Origin of the sequence: Novosphingobium sp. KACC 22771, assembly GCF_028736195.1 — a bacterium.
In the GTDB taxonomy this organism is placed as follows: Bacteria; Pseudomonadota; Alphaproteobacteria; order Sphingomonadales; family Sphingomonadaceae; genus Novosphingobium.
This window is the reverse complement of sequence record NZ_CP117881.1, coordinates 3,097,804-3,123,192: the sequence shown is the minus strand read 5'-3', so window position 1 is coordinate 3,123,192 and position 25,389 is coordinate 3,097,804. Positions and strand designations below refer to the sequence as shown.

Annotated in this window: 24 protein-coding genes; 13 read left to right on the top strand and 11 right to left on the bottom strand. The window is 63.5% G+C overall.

Annotated elements, in window-relative coordinates:
• Positions 1-13 precede the first annotated feature (13 nt).
• The 6 genes from PQ467_RS14335 to PQ467_RS14310 all read left to right on the top strand — a co-directional run bounded on the left by PQ467_RS14335 (position 14) and on the right by PQ467_RS14310 (position 6,812).
• The gene (locus PQ467_RS14335) at positions 14-1,102 is read left to right on the top strand and encodes a hybrid sensor histidine kinase/response regulator (RefSeq protein ID WP_274174050.1); all 1,089 of its coding nucleotides are present in this window, start codon (positions 14-16) and stop codon (positions 1,100-1,102) included.
• A gap of 279 nt (positions 1,103-1,381) precedes the next feature.
• Complete coding sequence (locus PQ467_RS14330) at positions 1,382-2,497, top strand: sensor histidine kinase (protein WP_274174049.1); 1,116 nt, start codon at positions 1,382-1,384, stop codon at positions 2,495-2,497.
• Complete coding sequence (locus PQ467_RS14325) at positions 2,487-2,918, top strand: response regulator (RefSeq protein WP_274174048.1); 432 nt, start codon at positions 2,487-2,489, stop codon at positions 2,916-2,918. The genes PQ467_RS14330 and PQ467_RS14325 overlap by 11 nt, the downstream gene beginning before the upstream one ends.
• 6 nt (positions 2,919-2,924) lie before the next feature.
• A complete protein-coding gene (locus PQ467_RS14320) occupies positions 2,925-4,943 on the top strand; it encodes a response regulator (RefSeq protein ID WP_274174047.1) in 2,019 nt (672 codons plus the stop codon).
• Positions 4,944-5,271: 328 nt separating this feature from the next.
• Positions 5,272-5,853, top strand: coding sequence for a TIGR00730 family Rossman fold protein (locus tag PQ467_RS14315; protein ID WP_274174046.1), 582 nt, complete (start codon positions 5,272-5,274; stop codon positions 5,851-5,853).
• Positions 5,850-6,812, top strand: a complete 963-nt coding sequence (locus PQ467_RS14310; RefSeq protein WP_274174045.1) for a phytoene/squalene synthase family protein — start codon at positions 5,850-5,852, stop codon at positions 6,810-6,812. Before PQ467_RS14315 ends, PQ467_RS14310 begins: the two co-directional genes overlap by 4 nt.
• A gap of 18 nt (positions 6,813-6,830) precedes the next feature.
• Here the strand turns inward: PQ467_RS14310 and PQ467_RS14305 are convergent, their stop codons facing one another.
• On the bottom strand, positions 6,831-8,084 hold the full coding sequence (locus tag PQ467_RS14305) for a multidrug effflux MFS transporter (protein ID WP_274174044.1): 1,254 nt from the start codon (positions 8,082-8,084) through the stop codon (positions 6,831-6,833).
• Positions 8,085-8,335: 251 nt separating this feature from the next.
• Between PQ467_RS14305 and PQ467_RS14300 the strand changes: the two genes are divergently transcribed.
• Both PQ467_RS14300 and dinB read left to right on the top strand, forming a co-directional pair.
• A complete protein-coding gene (locus PQ467_RS14300) occupies positions 8,336-8,749 on the top strand; it encodes a UrcA family protein (protein WP_274174043.1) in 414 nt (137 codons plus the stop codon).
• 77 nt (positions 8,750-8,826) lie between these two features.
• Positions 8,827-9,945: a DNA polymerase IV gene (gene dinB, locus PQ467_RS14295; protein WP_274174042.1), complete on the top strand. Its 1,119-nt coding sequence runs from the start codon at positions 8,827-8,829 to the stop codon at positions 9,943-9,945.
• 34 nt (positions 9,946-9,979) lie between these two features.
• Here dinB and PQ467_RS14290 read toward each other — a convergent pair whose 3' ends face one another.
• Positions 9,980-10,474, bottom strand: a complete 495-nt coding sequence (locus PQ467_RS14290) for an NUDIX domain-containing protein (RefSeq protein ID WP_274174041.1) — start codon at positions 10,472-10,474, stop codon at positions 9,980-9,982.
• A gap of 46 nt (positions 10,475-10,520) precedes the next feature.
• On the bottom strand, positions 10,521-11,141 hold the full coding sequence (locus tag PQ467_RS14285) for a 6-phosphogluconolactonase (RefSeq protein ID WP_274176169.1): 621 nt from the start codon (positions 11,139-11,141) through the stop codon (positions 10,521-10,523).
• Positions 11,142-11,505: 364 nt separating this feature from the next.
• Between PQ467_RS14285 and PQ467_RS14280 the strand changes: the two genes are divergently transcribed.
• Positions 11,506-11,997 (top strand): response regulator, encoded by a 492-nt coding sequence (locus tag PQ467_RS14280; RefSeq protein ID WP_274174040.1) that lies wholly within the window; start codon positions 11,506-11,508, stop codon positions 11,995-11,997.
• 45 nt (positions 11,998-12,042) lie between these two features.
• Here the strand turns inward: PQ467_RS14280 and PQ467_RS14275 are convergent, their stop codons facing one another.
• From PQ467_RS14275 to PQ467_RS14265, 3 genes are all read right to left on the bottom strand, one after another.
• Positions 12,043-12,498, bottom strand: a complete 456-nt coding sequence (locus tag PQ467_RS14275; protein WP_274174039.1) for a Dps family protein — start codon at positions 12,496-12,498, stop codon at positions 12,043-12,045.
• 171 nt (positions 12,499-12,669) lie between these two features.
• A complete protein-coding gene (locus tag PQ467_RS14270) occupies positions 12,670-13,239 on the bottom strand; it encodes a hypothetical protein (protein WP_274174038.1) in 570 nt (189 codons plus the stop codon).
• The gene (locus tag PQ467_RS14265) at positions 13,236-13,625 is read right to left on the bottom strand and encodes a group III truncated hemoglobin (RefSeq protein ID WP_274174037.1); all 390 of its coding nucleotides are present in this window, start codon (positions 13,623-13,625) and stop codon (positions 13,236-13,238) included. The genes PQ467_RS14270 and PQ467_RS14265 overlap by 4 nt, the downstream gene beginning before the upstream one ends.
• Positions 13,626-14,022: 397 nt before the next feature.
• On the opposite strand from PQ467_RS14265, the gene PQ467_RS14260 reads away from it, so the two are divergent.
• The 3 genes from PQ467_RS14260 (at position 14,023) to PQ467_RS14250 (ending at position 18,076) form a co-directional block, all read left to right on the top strand.
• A complete protein-coding gene (locus PQ467_RS14260; protein ID WP_274174036.1) occupies positions 14,023-14,496 on the top strand; it encodes a low molecular weight protein-tyrosine-phosphatase in 474 nt (157 codons plus the stop codon).
• Positions 14,497-14,575: 79 nt separating this feature from the next.
• The gene (locus PQ467_RS14255) at positions 14,576-15,619 is read left to right on the top strand and encodes an AI-2E family transporter (RefSeq protein ID WP_274174035.1); all 1,044 of its coding nucleotides are present in this window, start codon (positions 14,576-14,578) and stop codon (positions 15,617-15,619) included.
• Between the two features lie 141 nt (positions 15,620-15,760).
• A complete protein-coding gene (locus tag PQ467_RS14250; RefSeq protein ID WP_443192950.1) occupies positions 15,761-18,076 on the top strand; it encodes a TonB-dependent receptor in 2,316 nt (771 codons plus the stop codon).
• A gap of 243 nt (positions 18,077-18,319) precedes the next feature.
• Here the strand turns inward: PQ467_RS14250 and PQ467_RS14245 are convergent, their stop codons facing one another.
• Entirely contained in the window at positions 18,320-19,177 is an 858-nt protein-coding gene (locus tag PQ467_RS14245) for an alpha/beta fold hydrolase (RefSeq protein ID WP_274174034.1), read from the bottom strand.
• Entirely contained in the window at positions 19,174-19,821 is a 648-nt protein-coding gene (locus PQ467_RS14240) for a TetR/AcrR family transcriptional regulator (protein WP_274174033.1), read from the bottom strand. Before PQ467_RS14240 ends, PQ467_RS14245 begins: the two co-directional genes overlap by 4 nt.
• A 123-nt stretch (positions 19,822-19,944) precedes the next feature.
• Here PQ467_RS14240 and PQ467_RS14235 point away from each other — a divergent pair, with 123 nt between their 5' ends.
• Positions 19,945-21,201, top strand: coding sequence for a spinster family MFS transporter (locus PQ467_RS14235; protein ID WP_274174032.1), 1,257 nt, complete (start codon positions 19,945-19,947; stop codon positions 21,199-21,201).
• Between the two features lie 252 nt (positions 21,202-21,453).
• Here the strand turns inward: PQ467_RS14235 and metC are convergent, their stop codons facing one another.
• The 3 genes from metC to PQ467_RS14220 all read right to left on the bottom strand — a co-directional run bounded on the left by metC (position 21,454) and on the right by PQ467_RS14220 (position 25,288).
• Positions 21,454-22,689 carry a cystathionine beta-lyase gene (gene metC, locus PQ467_RS14230; protein ID WP_274174031.1) on the bottom strand — a complete coding sequence of 412 codons (1,236 nt, stop codon included), beginning with the start codon at positions 22,687-22,689 and terminating at the stop codon, positions 21,454-21,456.
• A 107-nt stretch (positions 22,690-22,796) separates the two neighbouring features.
• Complete coding sequence (gene sseA, locus PQ467_RS14225; protein ID WP_274174030.1) at positions 22,797-23,660, bottom strand: 3-mercaptopyruvate sulfurtransferase; 864 nt, start codon at positions 23,658-23,660, stop codon at positions 22,797-22,799.
• A gap of 140 nt (positions 23,661-23,800) precedes the next feature.
• Positions 23,801-25,288 (bottom strand): hypothetical protein, encoded by a 1,488-nt coding sequence (locus PQ467_RS14220; protein WP_274174029.1) that lies wholly within the window; start codon positions 25,286-25,288, stop codon positions 23,801-23,803.
• Positions 25,289-25,389 lie beyond the last annotated feature (101 nt).

Below are 25,389 nucleotides of genomic sequence, written 5' to 3'. Positions count from 1 at the left end.
GGCGGAGGCGGATTTGAAAAATCACCTTATTCTCGTCGTGGATGACGATGTGCTCTCGCAAGGGCTGGTTTGCGGGATTATCGCGGCGGCCAAGCCCAATTCCCGAACCATCATGGCCACCAACGGCAATCAGGCGCTGGAAATCTGCCGCGATCAGGAAATCGACTGCGTGCTGGTCGATTATGAAATGCCCGATATGGATGGTTTGACGCTCGTGCGCCTGCTGCGCGAGGAATACCCGTTTCTGCCGATCATTCTTTGCACCGGGGCGGGCGATGAATTGCTGGCCGCTGAAACGCTGAAAAGCGGGGCGACCGACTATTTCCCGAAAAACCGCATGTCGCCCGTGGCGCTGCGGCGCGCGATCAACAATGCCATCGATATCAACGTGCGCATGAAAACCATCCACGATCAACAGGTTGATATCGAGGCCTTCGGCTTTGCGCTGGCCCATGATTTCAAACAGCCGGTGCGCCAGATCATCACCTTTTCCGACATGATCGGTCAGGAAACCAAGCGGTTGAAGAGCGAGCGATTGCCCCAGATGCTCAAATTCATGGGCGATGCGGCGCGGCGGCTGGATTCGCTGGTCGATGTGATGGTGCAATATACTTTGCTGCAACAAACGCCCGAATTGAAGCTTTGCGTATTCTCCGCCATTTTGAAGGAAACGATTGCCTCGCTTCAGGACTATATAAAATCAAGAAACGCCAAGGTAAATTTTACCGGCGATGCGCTGGTGCTGGTTAATGCCTCGTTCCTGTCACAGGTCCTGCAGAACCTGATTGTCAACGGGATCAAATATAACAAAAGCGAGATCCCGGTTATCGATGTTTCGGTGACCCAGAACGGCGATATTGCCGTGATCAACGTGACCGACAATGGCATCGGCATCGAGAAGCAATATCTCGAACATGTGTTTAAACCGCTGACACGTCTGCATAATCGCAATGAATATGAAGGGTCGGGGTTGGGGCTGACGCTGGCGCGCAAGGCGGTGGTGGCGATGCGCGGCGATATACGATGTGAATCCACGCCGGGCGTGGGCAGTACATTTTCGTTGCGATTGAAAACGGCCGGGGCGCAAGAGGCCGCCGGATGAAATGATCAAATGAACCAAAGCGGATTATTATCCGGTGATTTAGCGTTAAGCTGCGGTTTGACGGCAATACTTATCCGACTTTAAGATAAACGCCATCTTGGCCGTCGAAAGTAAAGTGGATGGGGAAAGGTTCAACTGGGACGGAGGGCGATGTCAGCATTGATTGAAGGATAAGTCTGTCATGTTTCATGCAATTCTTTCGCCGCGTCTGGGGTGGCGCGCCCTTGCCCTCCTTTGCGCAGGCATGGCGCCGCGCGCCCTGCCGGAGGAGGCTCGGCCATGACCGAGCAAGCCGGGACCATGCCTTTTCAGGCGGCCAATATGGACAGCGCGTTTCGCGCCCTGTTCGATTCCTCGCCCTGCGGCCTGATCCTGCTGGATGAAACCGGGCGGATCGTTCACATGAACCAGCGGCTGCTGGACATCTTTGATTACAGCGCCGATGAATTGCTGGGCCAGACCATCGAGATCCTGCTGCCCCATCGCGAACGTGCCCAGCATGTTGCCTTGCGCGACGCCTTTATCAAGGCGCCCGAGGTGCGACCGATGGGGCTGGGCCGCGATCTGGCGGGGCGGCGCAAGGACGGGATGGAGGTCCCGGTTGAAATTGCGCTGACCTTTGTTGATCTGCCCGAGGGGCGGATGACATGTGCGCTGGTGATCGACATTACCCTGCGCAAACGGACCGAACTGCGGCTGCGCGAGGCCAATGTTCAGCTGGAGGAATTCACCCATGTCGCCTCGCATGATCTGCGCAGCCCCTTGCGCGGGATCGCCAATCTGATCGAATTCATCGAGGAGGATTATGGCGACACCGCCCCGCCCGAGGTGATGCGCAACCTTGGCCGCATGGCCGAGCGGATCAGCGCGATGGAGCGGTTGATCGATGACCTGCTGACCTATGCCCGCGCCGGGCGGCGCTCGATGAAGACCGAGCCGATCGACCTTGAAGCGATCATGGCCGAGGTCATCGCGTTGGAGCTGCCCGGACCGGGGGTGCATATCGCGGTCGATATCGGGCTTGAGCCTTTCGAGGGCGTGCGGGTGGCCATGGCGACCGTCCTGCGCAATCTGGTTTCCAATGCGATCAAGCACCATGACCGCGATGACAAGCATATTCGCGTGCGCGCCCGGGCCGAGGGCAATATGTGCGTGATCGATGTGCGCGATGATGGGCCGGGCATCGCCCCCGCCGTTCAGGCGCGCGCGTTCCGCCTGTTTCAAACGGTTTCAAATTCGGGCCGCAACAATGCCGGGCTGGGCCTGGCCGTCGCCAAACGGCTGGTCGAGGCCCATGGCGGCAGCATCGAACTGATCAGCGACGATGGCGAGAGGGGCTCGCATTTCCGGGTCTATTGGCCGCGATTTGCCAGGAGTGATCTTGATGACTGCTAGGCTCAATGTTCTGGTTGTGGATGATGACGAGCTGACCGCCGAAATCGTGTCGCGATCGCTGCGGAAAACGGGGATCGAGTTTCATGTGATCAGCGCCGCCGATGGGCAGGAGGGTCTGGATATCATGCGGGGCCGCTCGCCCAAGGTGATCGAGCATCCCTATATCACGCTGCTTGATCTGAACATGCCGCGCATGAACGGGTTTGAATTTCTTCAGGCCGTGCGCGCCGATGACAAGCTTTCCTCCGCCGTGATTTTTGTTTTGTCGACATCGGATTCCGATTCCGATCTGGTCCGCGCCTATCGGGATCAGATTGCGGGCTACTTGCTGAAATCGGCCGTGGGGCCGCAAATGTCGCGCCTGACCACCTTGCTGGGCGATTATGCGCAATCCGTTCGTCTGCCTCCTCTGCCGCACTGACGCGCCATGACCGAGACTGCTCCCCAAGCTATCCTGCTGGTCGATGACGATGATGTGGACCGCGAGGTGTTCATCCGCGCGCTGGACCGGATGGGTCTGTTTGCGATCATCGTCGAGGCCAACTCGCTGGCGAGCGCCCGCGAGGAATTGCGTAAGCAGAAGTTCGACTGCGTGCTGCTCGATTATCAATTGGGCCGCGAATTGGGCACCGACCTGCTGCCCGATATTCATGCCCACCGCGACGAGCCTTGCCCGGTCATTCTGGTCACTTTGCGCGATGCCGAGGATGTGCTGGCCGATTCGATGCGGCGCGGGGTGTCCGACTATGTGGCCAAGGCCACGGTCAGCCCCGAACGGCTGCGCGAGGTGATCACCAGCGCCATCCGCCGGGCGGCCCTTGAACATGCCACAAGGCTGGCCGATGAACGCCTGCGTCTGGCGACCGAGGCGCTGCGCGACGAGCATGAGCGCTCGCTTCAGCGCGCGCTGGACGAGGCGCAGTCGGCCAATCGCGCCAAGAGCATGTTTGTGGCCAATATGAGCCACGAAATCCGCACGCCTTTGAATGCGATCATCGGGCTGAGCTATCTGCTCGAACGCACCCGGCTGGACCAGCAGCAGGGCGATCTGCTGGGCAAGATCAAGGCGGCCAGCCGGGCCTTGCTGAGCATCGTCAATGATGTGCTGGATATTTCGCGGATCGAGGCGAACCAGATCGATCTGGCCATCGCGCCTTTCAGCCTGAACGAGGTATTGCGCAGCATCGAAGGGCTGGCGCTGGTCCAGATCGGCAGCCGTAAATTGCGCTTTGCCCTGCGCCGGGGCGGCGGCCTGCCCGATATGATCGTGGGCGATGGTGGGCGGCTGCATCAGATCCTGCTCAACCTTGTCACCAACGCGATCAAGTTTACCGAGACGGGCGAGGTCAGCCTGAGCGTTTCGGTCAAGAACCGCAATGACGAGATGGCCCATCTACGCTTTCAGGTCGATGATACCGGCATCGGCATCGAGCCGGAGCATATCGGACGGCTGTTCCATCCGTTTGAACAGGCCGATGTGTCCACCACGCGGCGCTATGGCGGAACCGGGCTGGGCCTGTCGATTTCGCGCGATCTGGCCATGCTGATGGGCGGCCATATTGATGCGGCCAGCGAACCGGGCAAGGGCAGCCACTTCTGGGTCGATCTGCCTTTTGAACTGGCGCCTGCCGATCTGGTCATGGCCGAGGAGGCGCCGCAGGATGTCGGCGCGCCCCGGCTCAAGGGCGTGCGCGTGCTGATCGTCGATGACAGCGAGATCAATCTGGAGGTGGCGCGCCATGTGCTGGAACTGGAAAGCGCGATCGTCACCACGGCGGAAAACGGCGCGCGGGCGGTGGAAAAGGTCATCGCCGAAAGGGGCGGTTTTGACGTTATCCTGATGGATATCCAGATGCCGGTGATGGACGGCTATGAAGCCTTTCGCCAGATCGAATGGACGCTGGGCTCGGCGCGGCCCGCGGTGGTGGCGCTGACGGCGGGGGCGGCGCATTGCGATGATCGCGACGCCACGCTGGCGCGGATGGACGGGGTTATCACCAAACCTTTTGATGCCAAGACTTTGATCGAGGTAATCCGGCAAAAGGTGGCGGCGGGCCATGCCGAGCCTGATATGACCGGCCATGGCGAAGGGGCGCCGGCCGATGAATGGCCCGATATTGACGGCATCGATATGGACGATGCGCGCGAACGGCTGGCTGACAACAAGACGTTGTTTCTTCATTCCCTGCAAAGGTTTCTGGATGAAAACAAACAGATAGCGACGATGGATGAGGCCGGCCTGCCCATGATGAAGCGGCTGCATCGGATGAAGGGCAATGCGGGCCTTCTGGGCATGCAGCGCATCCGCATTATGGCGCAAAAGGCCGAAGCCGCGCTGGGCCGCAACGAGGCCGAGGCGGCCAGGCGCTTGCTGGGCGAGTTGGAGGCTGAAATCAAAGCGGTGGCGGCGGGGTTGCAGGCCTATCGGTTGAAGCAGGCGGGGTAGGGTTTTGGAAGGAAGCCTCCGGCGGGTTAAGGGCGGGGGCCCTTAACAATCCCGTTATTTTGGCGCTGGGCCATCGGCTTGTACTGTTGGGCGTACCGCATCCTTATGAAAGCCTGCGGCGCGGCAAGCTTATCCCTGTCCGCGCCGCAGGCTTTAAATCCCGAATTGAAACGCGACCGCTCCAATCACGCGCAATCCCAAAATAGGATTGTTAAGGGCCCCCGCCCTTAACCCGCCGGAGGCACTCTTCCTTTTTTCCCATGCCAAAAATCCCCCGCCGCCCCATCAACCGTCTGGCTAATGGCGGATCATTCGCTAAAGTGGACGCATGAAACGCATTGCAGTCTATTGTGGCTCTGCCACTCCCGCCGATCCCCGTTATATCGAACTGGCCCGTGAAGTGGGCACCGAGCTTGCCAGGCGGGGCATTGGCGTTGTTTATGGCGGCGGCCGGTTGGGCCTGATGGGGGCTGTGGCCGATGCGGCGATGGCGGCGGGCGGCGAGGTGATCGGGGTGATCCCGGTGGCGCTGGCCCATGTCGAGGTCGAGCATACGGGCCTGACCGAGCTGATCACCGTTGAAACGATGCATGAGCGCAAGGCTCAGTTCGAGCGGCTTTCGGATGGATTCCTGACCCTGCCGGGCGGGGTGGGCACGATGGACGAGTTGTGGGAGGCGGTAAGCTGGGCCCAGCTTGGCTATCACCAGAAGCCGGTGGGGCTGCTCAACGCTTTCGGGTTTTACGATGGCCTGCTGGCCTTCAACCGCCATATGGGCGAGGTCGGCTTTATCCGCCCCGCGCATCAGGGCATCATTCTGGCCGAGCGCGAACTGGACCTGTTGCTGGACCGCATGGCCGCGCATGAGCCGGGCGAACAGATCATCCGCATGGATCCCAAGACCCTGTGACGCAGGACCGGGCGGCGCTGGTGGAGGCCGCGCGCGAGAGCATCGCGCGCGGTTCAAAGAGCTTTGCCGCAGCCTCCAAACTGTTTGACACGGCCACGCGGGAGCGGGTCTGGCTGCTCTATGCCTGGTGCCGGGCCTGCGATGATCTGGCCGACGATCAGGATCATGGCGGGGCATTGGGGGATCAGGCCGGCGCGGCCGAGCGGCTGGAGCAGATCCGCCGCCTGACCGCGCGGGCGCTGGGCGGGGATCCGACCGGGCATTTCGCCTTTGACGCGCTGGGCGTGGTGGCGGCGGAATGCGGGATCAATGCGGTGCATACCGGCGATGTGATTGCCGGATTTGCGCTGGATGCAGCCGGATGGCGGCCCCAAACCGAGCTGGATATGCTGGGCTATTGCTATCACGTGGCGGGCGCGGTCGGTGTGCTGATGGCGCTGGTGATGGGGGTGGACCCGGAGGATGGCGATACGCTCAACCGGGCCTGCGATCTGGGGATCGCGTTCCAATTGGGCAATATTGCCCGCGACATAGCCGAGGATGCGGCGGCGGGGCGTTGCTATCTGCCCGCGCAATGGCTGGCGCAGGCGGGGGTGGACGAGGGCGAATTGATGGCGCCGCGCCACCGCGAGGCTTTGGCCGAGATGGGCCGGCGCATGGCCGCCATGGCGCAGGTCTATGAGGCCAGTGCAAGGGCAGGGGCGGCGCGGCTGCCGTTTCGCTGCCGCTGGGCCGTACTATCGGCGGCGGGCATTTATGGCGCGATCGCGCGCAAGGTGGCCGCGCGCGGACCGCGGGCGTGGGATCAGCGCGTGACGACCAGCAAGCTGGAAAAGTTGCGCTTTCTCGCCGGTGGCCTGATCGGGGCGATGGCGGGGCCGCCGCAACAGGTGCCGCTGGTGCCCTATCGCCGGGGCGAACTGGCCCGGGCGGTAGCGCGGGTTCAGGCTATCGGCTGATTCAAGCTATCGGCTAATTCAGGCTATCGGATAAGTCGTGCCGGGCGGGTTGCGGCGGCGGAACAGTTCGCCCCGCTCGCTGTAAAGGATCAGCGCGAGGCAGCCGCAGCCCGCCGTCAGCAGCGCCCCCGCCAAGGGCCGCGCCGTTCCGTCATAGGCCTGACCCACCAGCGCGCCCAGCCATGAGGCCACCACCATGCGGATAAACGCCTGCGCCGAGGAGGCCGCCCCCGCCTTGCGCGCAAAGGGCTGCAGCGCGATGGACGAGAAATTGGCGCCCAGAAAGCCCAGCAGGCACATGTTGAGCGTCATCATCGGCACGAATTGCCAGAGCGTTTCATCCGGGCGCGTTGCCATATAGAACTGCAGCGCGCTGGTGGCGATATAGACGACCAGCGCGGTGTGGCTGACCCGGCGGGCGCCAAAGCGGACGACGATGCGCGAATTGATGAAATTGGTGGTGGCCATCACCATCGCCATCCCGGCAAAAATCAGCGGAAAGCGCGTTCCGGCCCCGAAATGCTCGCCCACCAATTGCTGGCACGAGTTGATATAGCCGAACATGGCCGATTGAATCAGCGCCATGCCAAACACATAGCCCAGCGCCGAGCGGGTGGTGGTCACCTCAAGCATCGAGCGGCCGATGTTGGGCAGGCTGATCGGCTGGCGATATTCGCGGCGCAGCGTTTCGGGCAGGCGCAGCGAAATCCACACCGCGAGAGCGACCGCGATCAGCGCCATAAAGCCAAAGATCCACCGCCAACTGGCCAGAAGCAGCACGGCCTGACCCACACTGGGCGCGATCATCGGCACGATCATGAACACCATGGAGACGGTCGATTGCATCCGCGCCATCCGGTCGCCTTCATGCATATCGCGGATGATCGCGGCGGGCAGCACCGTCAGCCCCGCGCAGGCAAAGCCCACAATCGCACGCAGCACCAGCAATTGCGTGAAATTCTGCGCCAGTCCGCAGGCGGTTGAGCACACCACATAGGCCGCGATACAGCCCAGCAGCACCGGGCGTCGGCCAAAGCGATCCGCCAGCGCGCCCGGCACCAGACAGCCCAGCCCGCTGAAAATCAGGAAGACGCCGACGACAAGCTGACGCTCGTTGGGATCGCGCGAGCCCAGGTCGCGCGCCATTTCGCCCAGCGCGGGCAGCATCGAGTCCACCGCCAACGCCTGCAGCGCTTGTACCAGACCCATGAGCAGAATGAATTCAAGCCCGCCGATCTTTTTGTCGGCAGGCCCGGGGGAAGGAGCAGTCATGAATTCACCATGGCCGCATGGCGCAAAAATGGCCACCCCCAATGTCAACAATCGGTATGGCGAAAATTTCGCCTATAATTGGCAATATATGGGGTGAAACCGGAAAATTTCAAGGGGTGGCCAGGAGGTGAAATTCATATCTATCTGAAAAATTTGAAAATATTAAAACTGGCACGGGTCCTGCAATCCTTCTGGCATCCGGTCAGACCCGGTTTGAACCACGCCAACGAACTTTCAGAAGGATACCGACCATGTCCATCTTCCAGACCCCCGCCCTGAACACCGCCGCCGCTTTCAGCTTTTTCGCCACTGCTGCGCTGGGCCTTGCCACCTTCACTTTCGTCATGCCCGCCCATGCCGCTGCGCCCGTCGCCACCTCGGCCAACGCAACGCAGTCGGTTCCGGTGACCTTTGAAAAGCTGGGCGGCGAGCTGCCGACCATCCGCGTGTCCTATGCCGACCTCGATCTGAACAGCGAGCAGGGCCGCCATGTGCTGAACAAGCGCCTTGCGGCCGCCGCCAACATGGTGTGCGACGAAATGTCGGATCTGCCCGATCGGCTCAAGGCCCGCGCCCTGTATGAAACCTGCCGCGAAGAGGCGCTGGACAAGGCCGCTACCCATCTGGCCGCCAAGCTGAAGGAGCGCAAGCTGGCCCAGCGCTGATTGCCTCTGTTCTTTTTATGTTCATATCCTGTCATGCCCCGGTGCCAAATGCGCGCCGGGGCATTATCGTATGCATCATGGAATCGGTCCCGCATCAGGATGAGGAAATCAGCGCGCCCGGCCTGCGCAAGATCATCCACGTCGATATGGACGCTTTCTTTGCCAGCGTTGAGCAGCGCGATGACCCATCGCTGCGCGGTCTGCCCGTGGCCGTGGGGGGCAGCCGCGAGCGCGGCGTTGTGGCCGCGGCCAGCTATGAGGCGCGCAAATTCGGCGTGCGTTCGGCCCAGCCCAGCGTGGTCGCGGTGCGATTGTGCCCGGCGCTGATTTTCAAGCCGCCCCGGTTTGAAGCCTATCGTAAAGTCTCGCAGCAGATCCGGGCGATTTTCCGCGACTATACGCCGCTGGTCGAACCTCTGGCGATGGATGAGGCCTATCTGGACGTGACGCAGGACGTAAAGGGCATCGGCAGCGCCACCCGCATTGCCGAGCTGATCCGCGCACGCATCCGCGCCGAAACCGGCCTGACCGCCAGCGCCGGGGTCAGCTACAACAAGTTCCTCGCCAAAATCGCCAGCGATCAGAACAAGCCCGACGGATTATGCGTGATCCGACCCGGCGAGGGGGCCGATTTTGTCGCCGCGCTGCCGGTTCGGCGGTTTCACGGGGTAGGGCCGCGCGGGGCGGAGAAAATGGCCGCGCTGGGGATCGAGACGGGGGCGGATCTGCGCGCCCGCGACATTGCCTTCCTGCGCGAGCATTTCGGTTCGCTGGCGGATTACCTCTATCGCGCGGCGCGGGCGATCGACCTGCGCGCGGTCAAGCCCAACCGGCCGCGCAAATCCCTTGGCGGCGAGCGGACTTTTGACCGCGACATTTCCACCGGCCCCGGCCTGCGCCAAATGCTGGAGGGGATTATCGAAATGGTTTGGCACGACATCGAAAAGGCCAAGGCGCAGGGGAGGACGATCACGCTCAAGCTGCGCCTGTCGGATTTTTCGATCCGCACCCATTCGCGCACGCTGGACCGCTTTGTCGAAGGGCGCGAGGAATTTGCCGCGATTGGGCGCGAATTGCTCGATAATCTGTTGCCGCTGCCCCTCGCGGTGCGGCTGATGGGGCTGACGCTCTCGGGCTTTGAGGCGGTGGAGGCGCCGGCCCCGGTCGCGGGCGGGCAGCAGATGGTTTTGTTTTGAAAGGGTTAACGAGGGCGGTGAAGGTGTGAACCCCTTATCCCTCGTTTAAAACCCATGCCTCAATCCGCCCCCGCAAGGCGGGCAGCAGGTCGTGGGGCAAATCATCGGGCGCAAAAAACGCTGCATGGGTGATTTCGCGAAGGTCGGGGCGGGGCGTGCCATCGCACTGGCCGATCACGATATGCACCTTGTTGCCCGCGCCATGCAGCGTATCGCGCGCCACATCGACCACGCGCGGTTCAAGCAGGCAGCAGCCCAGTTCCTCGGCAAATTCGCGGATGGCGGCGGGGATGGGGTCCTCGCCGCGCTTCATGCCGCCGCCGGGGGGCATCCAGTCGGGCTTGCCGTAGGAATGGCGCACCAGCAGCACGCGTCCCTCGCCATCCAGCGCCAGGATTCGGCAACCTTCGAGACTGGGCCGCCGGATGCGCCACCATGCCTTGCGCGCCCGATGCGCCCCGCGCAGCGCCAGCCGGTGCAGCCGCGCGGGCAGGCGCGCAAGGATAGCCTCGGCGATTAGGCCGAGCATGGGCAGCCCGAGCATCCGCGGCCCAAGCGTGGCCGGCGTGGGGGCATCAGGTAAAGCAGGTGACGGGCGCCTTGGCCGCGCCCAACAAACGCGCCACGGGCAGGTCGTGCTGGCCCGCGATGGCCGCGCGCAGGATCGCTTCCTTTTCGGCCCCGCGTGCGACAAACAGCATGGCCTCGGTGGCAACAAGGCTGGGAATGGTCAACGAAAGGCGGTCAAAGGGCGCCTCGGGGGGCAGGGGATCGGGGGTCAGGCGCAGCACACGGGCCGGGGCGTCGGGCCGGGGATCGGTGTTGGGGAACAGGCTGGCGATATGCCCATCCAGCCCCATGCCCAGCCAGACCAGCGCGAAATGCGGCGGCGCGGCATCTTCGACCAGCGGCACGATGCGCGCGCCCAAAGGTTCGAGCGCGGCGCGGATGCGGCCAACGTTGGAGGCTGCGTGATCCTCGGGCACAACGCGGTCGTCGCCCGGCCAAACCGCGATTCGGTCAAAGGGCAGCCCCATGCGCGCCAGCTCGGCAAGGATCGGAAACGGGGTCGATCCGCCGGGCAGCGAAATGGCGATTTCGCCGGAATGCGCGGCAAGGGCGTCGGACAGATGCTGGGCAAGCCAGTCGGCGATGGCGCTGTCGCTGGCGCCTTGGTTGATGATCACATCGGGCATGGATGTTGAATAGCAAAGCCGCGCGGCGGGGGCAAAGCCGCGGCGATCAGATGCAATCCTATGCATCCCCTGCTCTCTACGAGGATACGCCTAAGTATCCTCTTTGGATTTCACTCATAATTGCTCCGATCCCGACCAGCTAACCAGAAAGGCCCCTTGTAATGGTAAACCTATGCAATTGATTGTGTTAATGGATGTGCAGGGTGGTGAATAAAGGGTGAACTAAGTATCTCTGACTAGATGCCTGAGAAGGACATAATAATCAAAAACGGCTAAGTTTTGTTTATGCGATAGAGCGGATTGGCAAGGAATTGCCGGGCCGCCATTTTGCACCTGACACAATCGGGGGCCAATGGAGGAAGTAATGCTGGTTGAGCATGTATTGAACGATCGTATTTCCGATGTTGCGGAAAAAGAACGCAATCTTGATGCGACCCCGAAGCTGGACAAGGAACTGATTGGCGACACGGAAGAAGCGCGCGTCGATATCCTTCTGGTCGAAGATGACGACGCCGACGCCTATATCATCCTTGAAGCGCTCAAAAACCTGCCCAAGGTCAAATCGGTCGTGCGCGCCCAGGACGGGCTCGAGGCTCTCGAAATCGTCGATGCGGGCAATTTCGTGCCGCATCTCGCGCTGGTTGACCTGTCGATGCCGCGCATGAACGGCTTTGCCCTGCTCGCCGATCTCAAGGCGCGCGCGCAGGTGGAGTTTCCCGCCGTGGTGCTGACATCCTCGCGCGCGGAAATGGATGTGTTCCGCGCGGGCAAGAACGGCGCCTGGAAATACATCACCAAGAAGGAAAAGGTGAACATGATGACGCAATCGCTGCGTCGCATCATCAAGAAGATCTGATCGGCCAATGGCTCTGCCCGCATCGGCGCGGGCAGAGCCATTCATTTATCCCAGCAGGCTGGAGAGGAACCACACGCGGGTTTCGGCCTGATCGGTCCAGTCATCGGCAAAGCCTTCGGTCGCATTGTCGCCCGTCGCCCCGGCGGCGGATTTGACCTCGCGGATCGCCTCGACAAGGCGGATATTGTCATCGCGCAATTCGGCAATCATCTCCTGCGCGCTCAGGTCTGCGCGGGGCTGGTCCGTAATGCGCGTGGCCGAGGCAATTGCCCCGATCCCGGTCAGCGCGAGCCCGTCATTCTTGCGTACGCGCTCGGCCACGATGTCGGTCAGGGCAAAGATCGCGGTCGCCTGATCATCGAACAGCAGATGGAGGTCGCGGAACTGCGGCCCCTTGACATGCCAATGAAAATTCTTGGTTTTCAGATAGAGCGTGAAGAGATCGGCCAGCAAGCCGTTAAGGCTGTGGGTGAGGGCGGTCTTGGCGTTGTGGTCATTCATCTTGCGCATCCCTTGCTGAATGTCATGCCCGTCATACGGTGGCATGGCTGTGTTACGGCCATGCGGTGATGGGGCCGACGGCGTTATGGCCAGCGGTGTGATGCTATGTCTAGCGTGTTTGGTTCAATTGGAAAAATGGATCAATGCGGCCATTGAAATCGGTAAATGCGATCAGGCGTTAAAGCCCAGCCAGATCCACGCCGACAGCCCGACGCCCAGCCCCAACAGCACCGCGCCTGCCCAGCGCCTGATCTGGACAACGCCGCCCTGCGCGTCCAGCATCGCTTCAGCCGCCAGCCAGCCCAGCAGCAGCGCAAAGCCTGTGCCCACCGCGCCGCCCGCCGCCGCCGGAATCGGCGCATCGCCCACCAGCGCAATGGCCAGCACGATGAAGCGCGCCGCATCGGCTGCCTGATGCATCAGCAGCACCAGCGCGGCGGCAAACAGCGAGCGGGTCGGCTCCTTTGCCTTGAAGCCGGGGCGAAAGAGCAAGGCCTCGGCGCCCGCCGCGATCAGCGCGAAACAGGCCAGCACCAGTCGCGCCGGATAGGTCATCTGGGCCGCCATCTCGCCGGAGAACCACGCCGCGAACGCACAGGCCAGCGTCCCCGTGATCGCCCCCATCATCAGCAAGCCGCCATGCCGCCCCAGCCGCGCGGTCAGCGCCGCCACCAGCATTTGATCGCGCGCGCCGATTCCGGCCAGAAAGCAGCCCAACATGGCCCACAAGGCGGCGTTCACTGATCCGCTCCATCAAAAATCGCGGCCTGCATCACGGCGGCAATGCGGCGGGCATGGGCTTGCAGTGCGGCGGCGTCCTCGGCCCCCATCACCTGCGCGGTGGCGGCATCCCACAGGGCGAGCCAACGCTCGAACATTTCGGGGGCCAGTTGGCGGCGCATGGCGTGATGCACCGCAATCGGCGCCCCGCGATAGAGGCCCCGCCCGCGCAACTGCGTAGCCCAAAACGCGGTTAATGCCCGGAAGTGGTGTGGCCAGTCCGTGATCCGCGCAAAGACCGGGGCCAGCAAAGGATCCTGTCGCGCCTGTTCATAGAAATGCTCGACCAGCCGGGCCAGATCGGGATGGCGCATCTGCACCGGATGAAGGGGGGCGGATTGGGTCACGATTCGCGGCCTAGACCGGGTTGGCCGCGATGAAAAGCGCCTGTTTGCGCCCCGTCTCGCCCCGGCACAGCGCGGCTTTTTCGGGTGCCACTCCATTCGTCGAAAGTGATGAGCGCTTTGTCGCGAGCCTATTGTCTACTTCATGAATTGAGATAATCTTGGCCAAGTCGCCCTGAAGCAGGCGGGGCGATGCTGGCAATGCTCGATGGGCGGAATCTTGCATCAGGCGCATGGGTGCGAGGTTTCGCCTGTCTGGTTTTCGAGAAATACTTAGGCAACCTTTTAGGTCATCCTGTTGCGCGTTGGTCCCACTCTGGGGCAACAATTTAACAAATCGCGCAATCCTGCGCCTCGCGGCAAGTGACAATGCGGGAAAACGCGGTTAACCTGCGCCGCGATGGTGTCGGAAGCCTCAGTCCTTTTTGTCTGTTTGGGCAATATTTGTCGCTCGCCTTTGGCCGAGGGCGCGTTTCGCGCCGCTGCCTCGCGGGCGGGCCTTGCTGTGCATGTCGACTCGGCGGGCACCGGAGGCTGGCACATTGGCGAGGCCCCCGATCCGCGCGCCCGCGCCGAGGCTGCGCGGCACGGCGTGGACATTACACGCCTGCGCGCGCGGCAGGTGGAAAGCGCCGATTTTCGGCATTTCAGCCATATTATCGCGTTGGACGAGGCCAATCTGGCCGATCTGCGCCGCCTGGCCCCGGCCGATGCCTCGGCGCGGATCGCGCTGCTGCTCGACCATCTGCCCGGGCGCGAGGGGCAATCGGTGGCCGACCCCTATTACGGCGGGACCGAGGATTTTGCCGCCGCATGGCGCGAAATTGCCGCCGCGGCCGAGGCGCTGGTCCGGCATTTGCACGGCGCGAGCTGATCCGCATTTATTCATTGCGTGCCTTGGCACCATGGTGTGACATAAGCGTTGGGAAAGAAACCAATAGTCCCGGGGCACCATGCGCGACGATGATCTGATTGCTTTTACCCGCAAGGCGCTGGCCTTGCTCTTCATCGTGGCGCTGACGGCGCTGGTGGTGGAACTGTCCTATCTGCTGATGCTGGTGTTTGCCTCGGTGGTGGTGGCGGTCGTGCTGCGCTCGCTGGCGGGGCATTTCCTGCGGCTGGGGCTGGGCAATGGGGCGGCGGTGGGGTTGGCCGTGCTCTCCTTGTTGGCGATCTTTGCCGGGCTGGGCTGGATGTTCGGCGGGCTGGTCTCGGGCCAGTTTGTCGAATTGGGCCGCCAATTGCCCCAGGCGGTCGATGCCGCACAGGCCTATCTCGACCATTGGCATATCGACTATAACCTGTCCGAAATGGCCAAGGTGGCGCGCGAGCAACTTTCCTCGATCTTTCAGCGGGCCAGCGGTTTCGTGCTCTCGGTGGGCGGGGTGGTGGCCGATGTGGCGGTGGTGTTTGTCGGGGCCATCTTCTTTGCCGCCGATCCGGCCTTCTATCGCAGCGGGGTGTTGCGCCTGCTGCCGCGGTCGGTCGAGGGGCTGATGGCCGACGCGATCGATGATTGCGGACGCGGGCTGCAATTGTGGCTCAAGGGCCAGATGATCTCCAGCCTGTTCATTGCCGCGCTGACGCTGGTGGGGTTGCTGCTGCTTGGTGTGCCCTCGGCCTATGCCTTGGCGATTTTGGCTGGGGCGTTTGATTTCATTCCCTATCTGGGGCCGGTGCTGGCCGCGATCCCCGGAGTTCTGGTCGGCTTTTCGGCCAGCCCGTCCACGGGCCTGTGGACCATCGGCCTGTTTGTGCTGGTCCAGCAGATTCAGGGCCATCTGGTGCAACCGATGGTGCAGAAAAGCTCGGTCGATCTGCCGCCTGTCGTGCTGTTGTTCACCGTGATCGCCACGGGCACCTTGTTTGGCCCGCCGGGGGTTTTGCTGGCCGCGCCGATGACGATTGTCGGCTATATTCTGGTTCAGCACCTTTACATCGGCGCCATGCTGGGCCGCAAACCCAAGCGGCCCGCAGGCCCGCGCGAGAACACCTGAACCACATTTCATGTTGCGCCTTGGCAACGCTTTTGCGGGCTTTTTCGGTGTGCCCGTAATTCAAAGTTGAAAGCCGGTTCACCTTTCAATATTGTCCCCTTCAGACGCCGGCGCAAAAGATCGCCGCGCAAGGAGAGGAACATGGCCCTGAACGCCCGCAACAGCATCCGTCCGTCCGCCGTCCTTTTGATGGCCAGCGTGGCCATCGGCGCGCTGCCCGCGCCCGCCACGGCGCAGGAGGGCGCCAATAACGGCGACATCATCGTCACCGCCCGTCGCCGCAACGAATCGCTCAACAATGTGCCGATCACCATGACCGCGCTGACCGGCGACCAATTGGCGGCGAAGGGTTTTGCCGACATCACCTCGCTGGCCGATGAAGTGCCCAACGTGACGCTGGAGCCTTCGCGCGGGACCAATTCGACGCTTTCGGCCTTCATCCGCGGCGTGGGTCAGCAGGATCCGGTATCGGGTTTTGAACAGGGCGTGGGCATCTATCTCGATGACGTCTATCTCAACCGCCCGCAGGCCGCCGTGCTGGACATTTACGATGTCGAGCGCGTCGAGGTGCTGCGCGGGCCGCAGGGCACGCTTTATGGCCGCAACACGATCGGTGGCGCGATCAAATATGTGACGAAAAAGATCGACGACAAGTTCCATCTGGGCCTGCGCGGCACCTATGGCAGCTATGATCAGGCCGATGGCGTGGCCACGATCAGCAGCCCGATCACCAAGGACGGTCTGATCCGCGCCAGCGGCACGCTGGCCCGCCTGACGCGCGGCGGGTTTGGGCGCAATCTGACCACCGGCCTGTCGAATTATAACAAGGACATCTGGGCCGGGCGCGGCACGATCGAGGTGCATGGCGACAAGATCTTCGCCCGCCTGACCGGCGATTATACGCATGATATGTCGAACCCGCGCGGCGGCCATCGCGAAATTCCGGGCCAGTTCAGCGGCGCCCCGGTGCTGGCCAATGTTTTCGACACGCAGGCGGGCCTCAACAGCCCCAAGCAGGATGTGAAGGCATGGGGCTGGTCGCTCTTCCTTGAGGCCAAGCCGACCGAAGCGCTGACGCTGCGCTCGATCACCGCCTTCCGCAAGGACGATTCGGCCTCGCCCATCGACTTTGACGCCACCGCCTCGCAGGACGTGGACGTGCCCGCCTATTACCGCAACAAGCAGTGGAGCCAGGAGCTTCAGGTGCTTTACAGCAAGGGGCGGTTCAACGGCATGGCGGGTTTCTACTACCTCTATGCCACGGCGCTGACCCAGTTTGACGTGCGCCTGTTTACCACCGTCTCGGGCTTGGCCGCCTATACCGATGCCAATATCCGCACCGACACGATGGCCGGTTTCGTCAACATGTCCTATGACATCACCGACCAGATCAGCATCGAGGCGGGCGGGCGCTATACCTGGGACAAGCGCTATGCCCAGATCCTGCGCCAGAACTATCTAGGCGGCGGCTCGCCCACGTTCGGCGGGGCGGGAACGCCCTTTGGCGCGCCCAGCACCAATTTCCTGGGCAGCGCCAGCTATACCAAATTCACGCCGCGCGTCTCGCTCAACTGGCGGCCGGATCCGAACAACACGATTTACGCCAGCTTCAGCCAGGGCTTCAAGGGCGGCGGGTTTGACCCGCGCGGCGTGGGCGTCAATGCGCCAGCCGGGGTCAGTCAGGGGCAGTTCCTCAGCTTCCGCCCGGAAAAGGTGGACAGCTATGAAATCGGTCTGAAAACCCGCCTGTTCGATCGCAAGCTGGCGCTCAATCTGGCCGCGTTCCGCATGGATTATACCGATGTGCAGATCCCCGGCTCGCTGGCCTGTACGGTCGGCGGTCTGCCCAGCTTCTGCGGCATCGTGACCAATGCGGGCAAGGCGCGGATGCAGGGCGTCGAGGCCGAGGCGAAGCTGAAGCTGGGCGCGCTGTCGCTCAATGGCTCGCTGGGCTATATCGACGCCAAGTATCTGCAATATATTACCAACATACCTAACACAAACCTTCCCGGTTCCCCCTCGACCCCAACCGATGTCGCCGCCAACCGCAAGGTGCAGAACACACCAGCATGGACCGGCAACGCCTCGGCCACCTATGCAATCCCCGTGCCGTCGGGTTCGCTCGACCTGTCGGGCGGCGTCTCGTGGAAGAGCACGACCTATCAGTTCGAAATTCCCAACCCCTATCTCGACCAGCCCGCCTATGCGCTGTTTGACGCCAGCCTCGTCTATCGCGCGCCCGGCGGCCGCTGGACGCTGGGCGTTTATGGCAAGAACCTCGCCGACAAGCGCTACAAGACCTCGGGCTATACCTATGTCGCGGCCAATCCTACCACCGGGGCGCTGACCTATACGGCGGGTGGGGCGCTCATCCCCACGCTGGGCAAGGAAGGCGTGCTGACCACCTATTGGGGCAATCCGCAGCAGGTGTTTGCGACGGCTACGGTGAATTTTTAAGGAGGATTAGGGAAGGGGGGCCTCCGGCGGGCAAAGGGACTCAGTCCCTTTGCAATCCCGATAATGGGGTGGTGCCGGATGGGCCGACTTGGTGTCTCGAACATGAAAATTAAAGCCTGCGGCGCTGTTTAATGGCGCCGCAGGCTTTAATTTTTCTAAGGCCGTCCGACACAAAACGCCGAACCATAGGCGCAACGAAGACAGTAACGGGAGCGCGAGGGTCTAGACCCTCGCATTTACCCCTTAATCCACCTGATCAAAAAACCGCCCCATCGCCTCGCGCGCATCCGGCTCATCCATCATCGGCGCATGGCCTACCCCCGCCACCGGGGCCAGAACAGCGCGTGGCTTGCCCGCCACCATCGCCTCCGCCACATCGGCATCCAGCAGATCCGTCACCGTCCCGCGCAGCACCAGCACCGGACGAGCCTCGGCAAAGCGGTGCCATTTGCCCCATGGATCGGGATCGGCCACGATGCGGGCCAGCGCGCGGGCGATGCCGGGGTCGTAATCGGCGACAACCTGTCCATCCTCTTCGCGGAACAGGCGGCGGGCCATGGCCATCCAGTCGGCGGGGCCGTAATGGGCAAACACATCGGCATTCATCGCCGCGCAGACGTCCGCTGCGGCCTGCCAGTCGGGCAGGGGCTTGCCTTGGCCCACATAGCCCGCGATCCGACCCAGCCCCACCATCGAAAGCTGCGGCCCGATGTCATTTATGACCGCGCCGGCCACCAGTTCGGGATAGAGCGTGCCCAGTTCCACCGTGATCAGCCCGCCCATCGAGGTGCCGACAAAGATCGCCCGGCCAATCCCCAATTGCGCCAACAGCGCGGTAATATCCGCGACATAGGTGGCGATGTCATAATTTTCCGCCGGGTCGCGATCCGAATGCCCCCGCCCGCGCATGTCCAGCGCCAGCACGCGCCTTCGCCGCGCCGCAATCCATGGCGAGACATTCTCAAAATCGCGCGAATTGCGGGTCAGGCCGTGGAGGCAGACCACCGGCAGGCGCGCCTCGCCCCCCTTCGCCGCATAATCGCGGGCAAACAGGTTCAGCCCCTCGCCGCTGCGCCAATGGCGCGGCTCGTAATCGCTCATGGCTTTTCCTCCCGCCGGGCCAATCCTTCGGTGATAAAGCGCCCCGCCTCGCGCACGACATCCTCGGGCGCCTCATCGCCCCACACGCCGTAGCGCAGGCCGAGGAACACGTTGACCCCCATCAGCGCCCATGCCCGCACCTCGCAATCGCCATCGCTGATCTCGCCGCGCTCCATCGCCGATTGCAGGCGGGCGGCGATGCGGGTGGCCGATTTGGTGTAATGTTCGCGATAGGCGGCCGGGTCGACGAATTCGGATTCATCGATAATGCGATAGATCTCTTTATGCTGGCGCACGAATTCCAGATAGGCGAGCTGACCGGCCTGTTCGGCGGCGATCTGGTCCGGGGCGGCGGCGATGCGGGGGGCGACGAAATCCTTCACCTGACCCGAAAGATCGCGGACCAGAGCCTGAAATATCGCTTCCTTGCTGTCAAAATAGACGTAAAAGCTGCCCGTGGCCACGCCTGCGCGCGCGGTGATCTGGCTGATGGCGGCATCGTGAAAGCCTTTTTCGCCAAACTCCTCGGCCGCCGCGTTGAGCAGCGCACGGAGCGTTCGCCGCCCGCGCTCAGTCTTGGGCACTTTGTTCGCGCCGGGGCCGGGGATGGAGGCAGGCGCCGGGGCATTTTTCGTATCAGACATCGCTCTTGCCGCTTTCTAATTTGAAGCGTGATTCATTTTTCACTATTATGCCCAAGCAGGCCCAAAGCGCAAGGTTTACCGGCCAAGGAAAACCGGCACCCGCAGGCCCCATGGGAGAGAATCATGTCCGAACCCGCATTGCGGAGAAACCCGGCCACGCAAAAGCCGCTATTTGTGCTGGCCATGCTGCTGGTGGTCTATACGTTCAATTTCATTGACCGCCAGATCCTTGGCATTCTGGCCGGGCCGATCAAGGCTGATCTGCATCTGACCGATACGCAGCTTGGCGCGCTGGGTGGTTTTGCCTTTGCGCTGCTCTATTCCACGATGGGCCTGCCGCTGGCATGGCTGGCCGATCGGCGGGGGCGGACGCGGGTCATCGCGGCCTCGCTGGCGGTGTGGAGCGCGTTTACCGCGCTGTGCGGCCTGGTTTCGGGCTTTTGGGCGATGTTTGCCTGCCGCCTTGGCGTCGGCGTGGGCGAGGCGGGGGGCGTGGCGCCGTCCTATGCGTTGATTTCCGACACCTTTCCGGCCCATCAGCGCGCGCGGGCGCTGGCGGTCTATTCGCTGGGCATTCCGCTGGGCTCGGCGGCGGGGGTGTTGCTGGGCGGCTATGTGGCGGCGGCGGTCAACTGGCGTGCGGCTTTTCTGGGCGTCGGGCTGGCGGGGCTGGTGTTCACGCCCTTGTTCGGCCTTTTGGTGCGCGATCCGCCCAAGGCCGAGAGCGTCAAAGCCCCCGGCCTGATCGATGTCCTGCGTATCCTTGCCGTCAAGCGCAGCTTCTGGCTGCTGGGCTTTGGCGCGGGGTCATGCTCGATGATGGGCTATGGGCTGGCTTTCTGGCTGCCCTCGCTGATGCGGCGATCATTCGGGCTGGATCTGGTGCAGACCTCGCAGTTCTTCGGCCTGCTGCTGCTGATCGGGGGTACGGTTGGGGTGATGGCGGGCGGCGTCTTTGCCGACATGCTGGGCGGGCGCAGCCGTGCGGCCTATGGCTGGCTGCCTGCGGTGTCCTTCCTGCTGGGCGTGCCGCTGTTTGCCGCAGGGCTCTATTCCGGCTCGGCCCAAATTGCCTTCTGGCTGTTCCTCGTGCCTCAGGCGCTGGTCTATCTCTGGCTCGGCCCGGTGCTGACCGCGGTTCAGCACCTCGTGCCCGCCCCGATGCGCGCCACCGCCTCGGCCAGTTTTCTCCTGATCAACAATTTGATCGGCGTTGGCTTGGGGTCGCTCACTATCGGCAAGCTCTCGGATATGCTGACGCCCGCCTATGGCGATGACGCCTTGCGCCATGCGATCCTGCTGGGGCTGGGGTTCTATCTGCTGGCCGCCGTTCTGATGATGGCGGGGGGGCGGTTTTTGGCGCGGGAGTGGGTGGAGTAAGGGGGAGTTTTGCCTCCGGCGGGCAAAGGGCGGGGGCCCTTTGCAATCCCGTTAATGTCCGCGTTGCGTTTTTGGGGCGGCGAATGGGTGTCGGACGCGGCGTTTGAATGTTAAAGCCTGCGGCGCGGCTAACTCAGCCCTATCTGCGCCGCAGGCTCTATAACATCGCCTGCGGCGCGGCGATCTCGTGAACACCCTCATTCATGGGATTGCAAAGGGACGAGTCCCTTTGCCCGCCGGAGGCACCCCTTTTTACCCCACCTCCGCCCAAACCCCCAAAGCCCGCTCCAGATCCGCAATCAGATCGCGCGGATCCTCCAGCCCGATGGACAGGCGCACCCCGAACACATCGCCTGCCGCCATCCCGGCCAAGGGCCAAGCGCTGGCCGTGCGGACGCGGGCCGGGTCGAGCGGGGTGGCGAGGCTTTCGAACCCGCCCCATGAATAGCCGATGCCGAACAGCGCCAAAGCGTCGATCAGCGCATCGCGCGCGGCGCTGCTGCCCCCGCGCAGGACAAAGCTGAACAATCCGCAGCCGCCGGTGAAATCGCGGCGCCACAATTCGTGCCCCGGCGCGCCCGGCAGCATCGGGCAAAGCACCTGCGCCACCTCGGGCCGCTCGGCCAGCCATCCGGCAATGCTCAGCGCGCTGGCCGTCTCGCGTTCAAGACGCAGCGAGAGCGTGCGCAGGCCGCGCAGCACCAGCGCGGCGTCATCAGGGCTGACCACGGTGCCCATCTGTTGGGCATGGCGTCGCAGGCGGTCGTACCATTCGGGTCCGGCGCTGGCGCTGCCCATCATCACGTCGCTGTGCCCGCCCGCATGCTTGGTCAGCGCCATCAGCGTGATGTCGACGCCATGGGGCAGGGGGGCAAAGCCGAGCGGGCTGGCCCATGTGTTGTCGATGATGCTGATGATGCTCCGGTCGCGGCAGATGGCGGCGATGGCGGGCACGTCCTGTACGTCGATGGTCAGGCTGCCGGGCGATTCGAGCAGGACGGCGGCGGTACGCTCACAGATCGCGGCCTCGAAACTGGCGATGTCGGTGGGGTTGAACCAGCGCGTTTCCACGCCGATGGTCTTCAAAATGCCATTGGCGATCGTCCGGCTCGGCTCATAGGCATTGTCCGTCATCAACAGCACGTCGCCCGGTTTCAGCACCGCGAGCAGCACGCCGAAAATCGCCGCCAGACCGCTGGGATAAAGGACGGTGCCCGCCGCGCCCGGCTCGATCTGGGTCAAGGCTTCGGCCAGCGCCCATTGCGTGGGGGCGCCGCGGCGGCCGTAGTAAAACCGCCCGTCCTCATTATACGCATGGCCCGCGCGCAGCGCCGCCATATCGGGATAAAGATGTGTAGAAGCGCGCCACACGGCGGGCGTCACCACGGCGGAGGGGTGGTTTTCGATGCCGGTCCATTCCGGGCGGCGGCCTGCCAGCGTCAATTGCGTGTCGGTGTGCAGGGCAGATGTGTCGATGTTTTTGGCCATGGTCTTGCTTTGGCCGTTTTTGGCTCTCGCGCAAAGTTGAGTTTGCCAATAAGGACAATTTGCCGCACCGAAACGCCCGGTGCGGCCAAATCGTCAGGTGCGGCGGCTCAAACCCGCGCCGCGTTATGCTGGGCCGGGCCGCTTTCCTTGGGCATGGCGGGGTCTGCGCCCCATTCGGCCCAACTGCCGTCATAAAGCGCGACATCTTCCTTGCCGATCAGATGCAGCGCAAAGATCAGCACGCAAGCGGTGATCCCGCTGCCGCAGGAGGCAATGATCGGGCGAGAGAGATCGACGCCAGCGCTTTCAAACGCCTCGCGGATGCCCTTGGCGTCCTTGAACGTGCCATCGGCTCGGTACATCAGCGTATAGGGCACGTTGAACGCGCCGGGGATATGGCCCGCCGCCATGCCGGGGCGCGGCTCGGGCGCGGTGCCGGCAAAGCGCGCGGCGCCGCGCGCATCGACGACCTGCTCCTGACGCGTGCCGATATTGGCCAGAACCGCCAATTTATCGCGCAGCTTTTCCGTTGCCTGCCATGCGGTGTAGTGGCGGTGGCGCAATTGCCTGTCGCCTTCCTCCACCTTGCGCGCCTCGGCATGCCATTTGGCCAGCCCGCCATCGAGGATCGCCACATTCTGCGCCCCGAACAGCTTGAGCATGAACCATGCGCGCGCCGCGCTGTGGACGGCCGAATCATCGTAGAGCACGATGCGGCTGCCATCGCCAAGGCCGAGCGACTGCATCCGGCTGGCGAAACGCTCAGGCCCGGGCAGGGTATTTTCAATCGGCGCCCCCGGATCGGCCAGATCGGCCAGATTCATGAACACCGCACCGGGGATATGCCCCGTCTCATATTCGTCCTTCGCGTTGCGACCCGCGTCGGGCAAGTGGCTGCTGGCGTCGACGATGCGCAGATCGCACGCCTCCATATCATCAGCAAGCCATTGGGTTGTCACCAGGCTTTCCATTCGCCGGCGCTCCTCCTTCGCTGCGAAAGCGAAAAATCTAGGCTCGAATTGTGATCGACGCAAACAGTTTTGTCGAGAAACGCGCTGCAATGAGGTTTGTATTGGTCTAAAGCATTATATTGCAAGTGCGAAAGGCGGCGCTATCCCCGCTCCGGCGCGACGCTTTGCACCAGCAGATTGTCGTATAAATGCGCCCCGCCATCCAACGGAATCGGCCCCAGCCGCCCCCCATCCTCGGGCAGGCCGAACATGAAGGTGCGGTCCTGAAACGGATAGGCCGCCGCCCCCTCGACCGTGGCAAAAATGCGCGCCGCCCCCACCAGCAGACGCATCGCCCCCAGCCGCAAAACGGGCAGTCTGATCAGGGGGACACGCCATTCCTCGGCAATCGCTACCTCTTCGCCGGGCATCAGCATGGCCAGGCTGTGGGCCAGCGCCGTGTCGGGCAAATCGCCCTCGGGCGCGCTCATGCAACTGTCCACGCGAATCGGGCCGAGCGGTGCAGGGCCGTCATTGCGCAGCGTGACGCGGAACCGCAACTCGATGCGCGAGGCGCTGGTGCTCAGGCGCAGCGCCTCAAATCCGATGGACAGCGGATCGGGCGGGGCGAGGGGCACCTGCTTGACCGTTTCGGCGGGCGTCATCCGGTTGAACAGGGGCGAGGGCTTGAACACCCCGCGCGTCGACGGGGCCGCCTCGGGTTCTTGTCGCGCGGCGGGGATCGGTTCGGGCGCAGACCTGCGCGCGATTTCCATCGCGGGGGGCGTGACGATGGGCGGATCGGCATCATCGGCCCCATCGGCAAAAGAGGCGACAAACGCCGGGGCGGGAGCAGGCCGGCGTGGATGGGGGGCAACCGGCTCGTTGGGTGGCTCTGCCTGCTGGGCCTGATCGAACAGGCGGGCGATGATGGCGGCATGCTCCTCGTCGCCCGCGACATTGCCCGAATCGGCTGACACATCAGTAGTCCCATCGGCGGCCGAGTCTGCTGGGGGCGGCTCGGCGGCAGGCGTGGCGGGACGGCGGCGCGGCGGCGCCTCGGCCTTGGCGCGTTTGGCCCGCCGCGCCCGCCAGCGCAGGAAGAACCAAAGCAGCGCCAATTCGCCAGCCAGGCCAAATCCGATGCCCAGCGGAAAGAGAACTTCCTCCACCCGAGAGTGCACCGGTGCGGGTGGTGCGGCGACGGGTGCTGGTCTTGCGCTGGCCGCAACGGGCGGCGAGGGTGTGGCCACAGGTGCGGGCACTGCCTGGGGCGGCGCGGATGTCGCGATGGCGGGTTTGATGGGGGCCGGTTGCGATGATGCGGCGCGCGGCGCGGCCTGCGCGACGCGGGGGCGCAGCGTTTCGGCCGGGGCGTTTTCCTGACGCTGCGGCGGGGCGGGGGTTCGCGGCGCCACGCTGCCCTTGGGCGTCGGGCGGGGGCTGGGGCTCCATGCGATGGGGCTTTTGCCGATCAGGTCTTTGGCCACAGGGATGCGCGGGGCAGGGGACTGGGCGGCGGATGGGGCGGGCGCGCCTGCGGCGGGGGCGGACGATGACGCGCCTGCGGCGGGCGATGGCGCGGGGGCGGCGCCAAACACATCGACCGATTGCGCGTGCGCGGCGGCCGCGCCCAGCGCAAAGGGCACCGCCGCCGCGCATAAGCGGACCGACGCCGCCCATCGAATCCGGCCGGATCTGAACAGTTTGCCCATCGCCCCTTTGATGCTCCAAACAGGTTAGCCTCGGG

What these genes read in the sequence shown, in the direction of transcription:
- PQ467_RS14330 (WP_274174049.1), top strand. Translation starts at nt 1,382, where the DNA reads ATGACCGAGCAAGCCGGGACCATGCCTTTTCAGGCGGCCAATATGGAC.
- PQ467_RS14325 (WP_274174048.1), top strand. Translation starts at nt 2,487, where the DNA reads ATGACTGCTAGGCTCAATGTTCTGGTTGTGGATGATGACGAGCTGACC.
- PQ467_RS14320 (WP_274174047.1), top strand. Translation starts at nt 2,925, where the DNA reads ATGACCGAGACTGCTCCCCAAGCTATCCTGCTGGTCGATGACGATGAT.
- PQ467_RS14315 (WP_274174046.1), top strand. Translation starts at nt 5,272, where the DNA reads ATGAAACGCATTGCAGTCTATTGTGGCTCTGCCACTCCCGCCGATCCC.
- PQ467_RS14305 (WP_274174044.1), bottom strand. Translation starts at nt 8,084, where the DNA reads ATGACTGCTCCTTCCCCCGGGCCTGCCGACAAAAAGATCGGCGGGCTT.
- PQ467_RS14300 (WP_274174043.1), top strand. Translation starts at nt 8,336, where the DNA reads ATGTCCATCTTCCAGACCCCCGCCCTGAACACCGCCGCCGCTTTCAGC.
- dinB (WP_274174042.1), top strand. Translation starts at nt 8,827, where the DNA reads ATGGAATCGGTCCCGCATCAGGATGAGGAAATCAGCGCGCCCGGCCTG.
- PQ467_RS14290 (WP_274174041.1), bottom strand. Translation starts at nt 10,474, where the DNA reads ATGCTCGGCCTAATCGCCGAGGCTATCCTTGCGCGCCTGCCCGCGCGG.
- PQ467_RS14285 (WP_274176169.1), bottom strand. Translation starts at nt 11,141, where the DNA reads ATGCCCGATGTGATCATCAACCAAGGCGCCAGCGACAGCGCCATCGCC.
- PQ467_RS14280 (WP_274174040.1), top strand. Translation starts at nt 11,506, where the DNA reads ATGCTGGTTGAGCATGTATTGAACGATCGTATTTCCGATGTTGCGGAA.
- PQ467_RS14275 (WP_274174039.1), bottom strand. Translation starts at nt 12,498, where the DNA reads ATGAATGACCACAACGCCAAGACCGCCCTCACCCACAGCCTTAACGGC.
- PQ467_RS14260 (WP_274174036.1), top strand. Translation starts at nt 14,023, where the DNA reads ATGGTGTCGGAAGCCTCAGTCCTTTTTGTCTGTTTGGGCAATATTTGT.
- PQ467_RS14255 (WP_274174035.1), top strand. Translation starts at nt 14,576, where the DNA reads ATGCGCGACGATGATCTGATTGCTTTTACCCGCAAGGCGCTGGCCTTG.
- PQ467_RS14250 (WP_443192950.1), top strand. Translation starts at nt 15,761, where the DNA reads ATGGCCCTGAACGCCCGCAACAGCATCCGTCCGTCCGCCGTCCTTTTG.
- PQ467_RS14245 (WP_274174034.1), bottom strand. Translation starts at nt 19,177, where the DNA reads ATGAGCGATTACGAGCCGCGCCATTGGCGCAGCGGCGAGGGGCTGAAC.
- PQ467_RS14240 (WP_274174033.1), bottom strand. Translation starts at nt 19,821, where the DNA reads ATGTCTGATACGAAAAATGCCCCGGCGCCTGCCTCCATCCCCGGCCCC.
- PQ467_RS14235 (WP_274174032.1), top strand. Translation starts at nt 19,945, where the DNA reads ATGTCCGAACCCGCATTGCGGAGAAACCCGGCCACGCAAAAGCCGCTA.
- metC (WP_274174031.1), bottom strand. Translation starts at nt 22,689, where the DNA reads ATGGCCAAAAACATCGACACATCTGCCCTGCACACCGACACGCAATTG.
- sseA (WP_274174030.1), bottom strand. Translation starts at nt 23,660, where the DNA reads ATGGAAAGCCTGGTGACAACCCAATGGCTTGCTGATGATATGGAGGCG.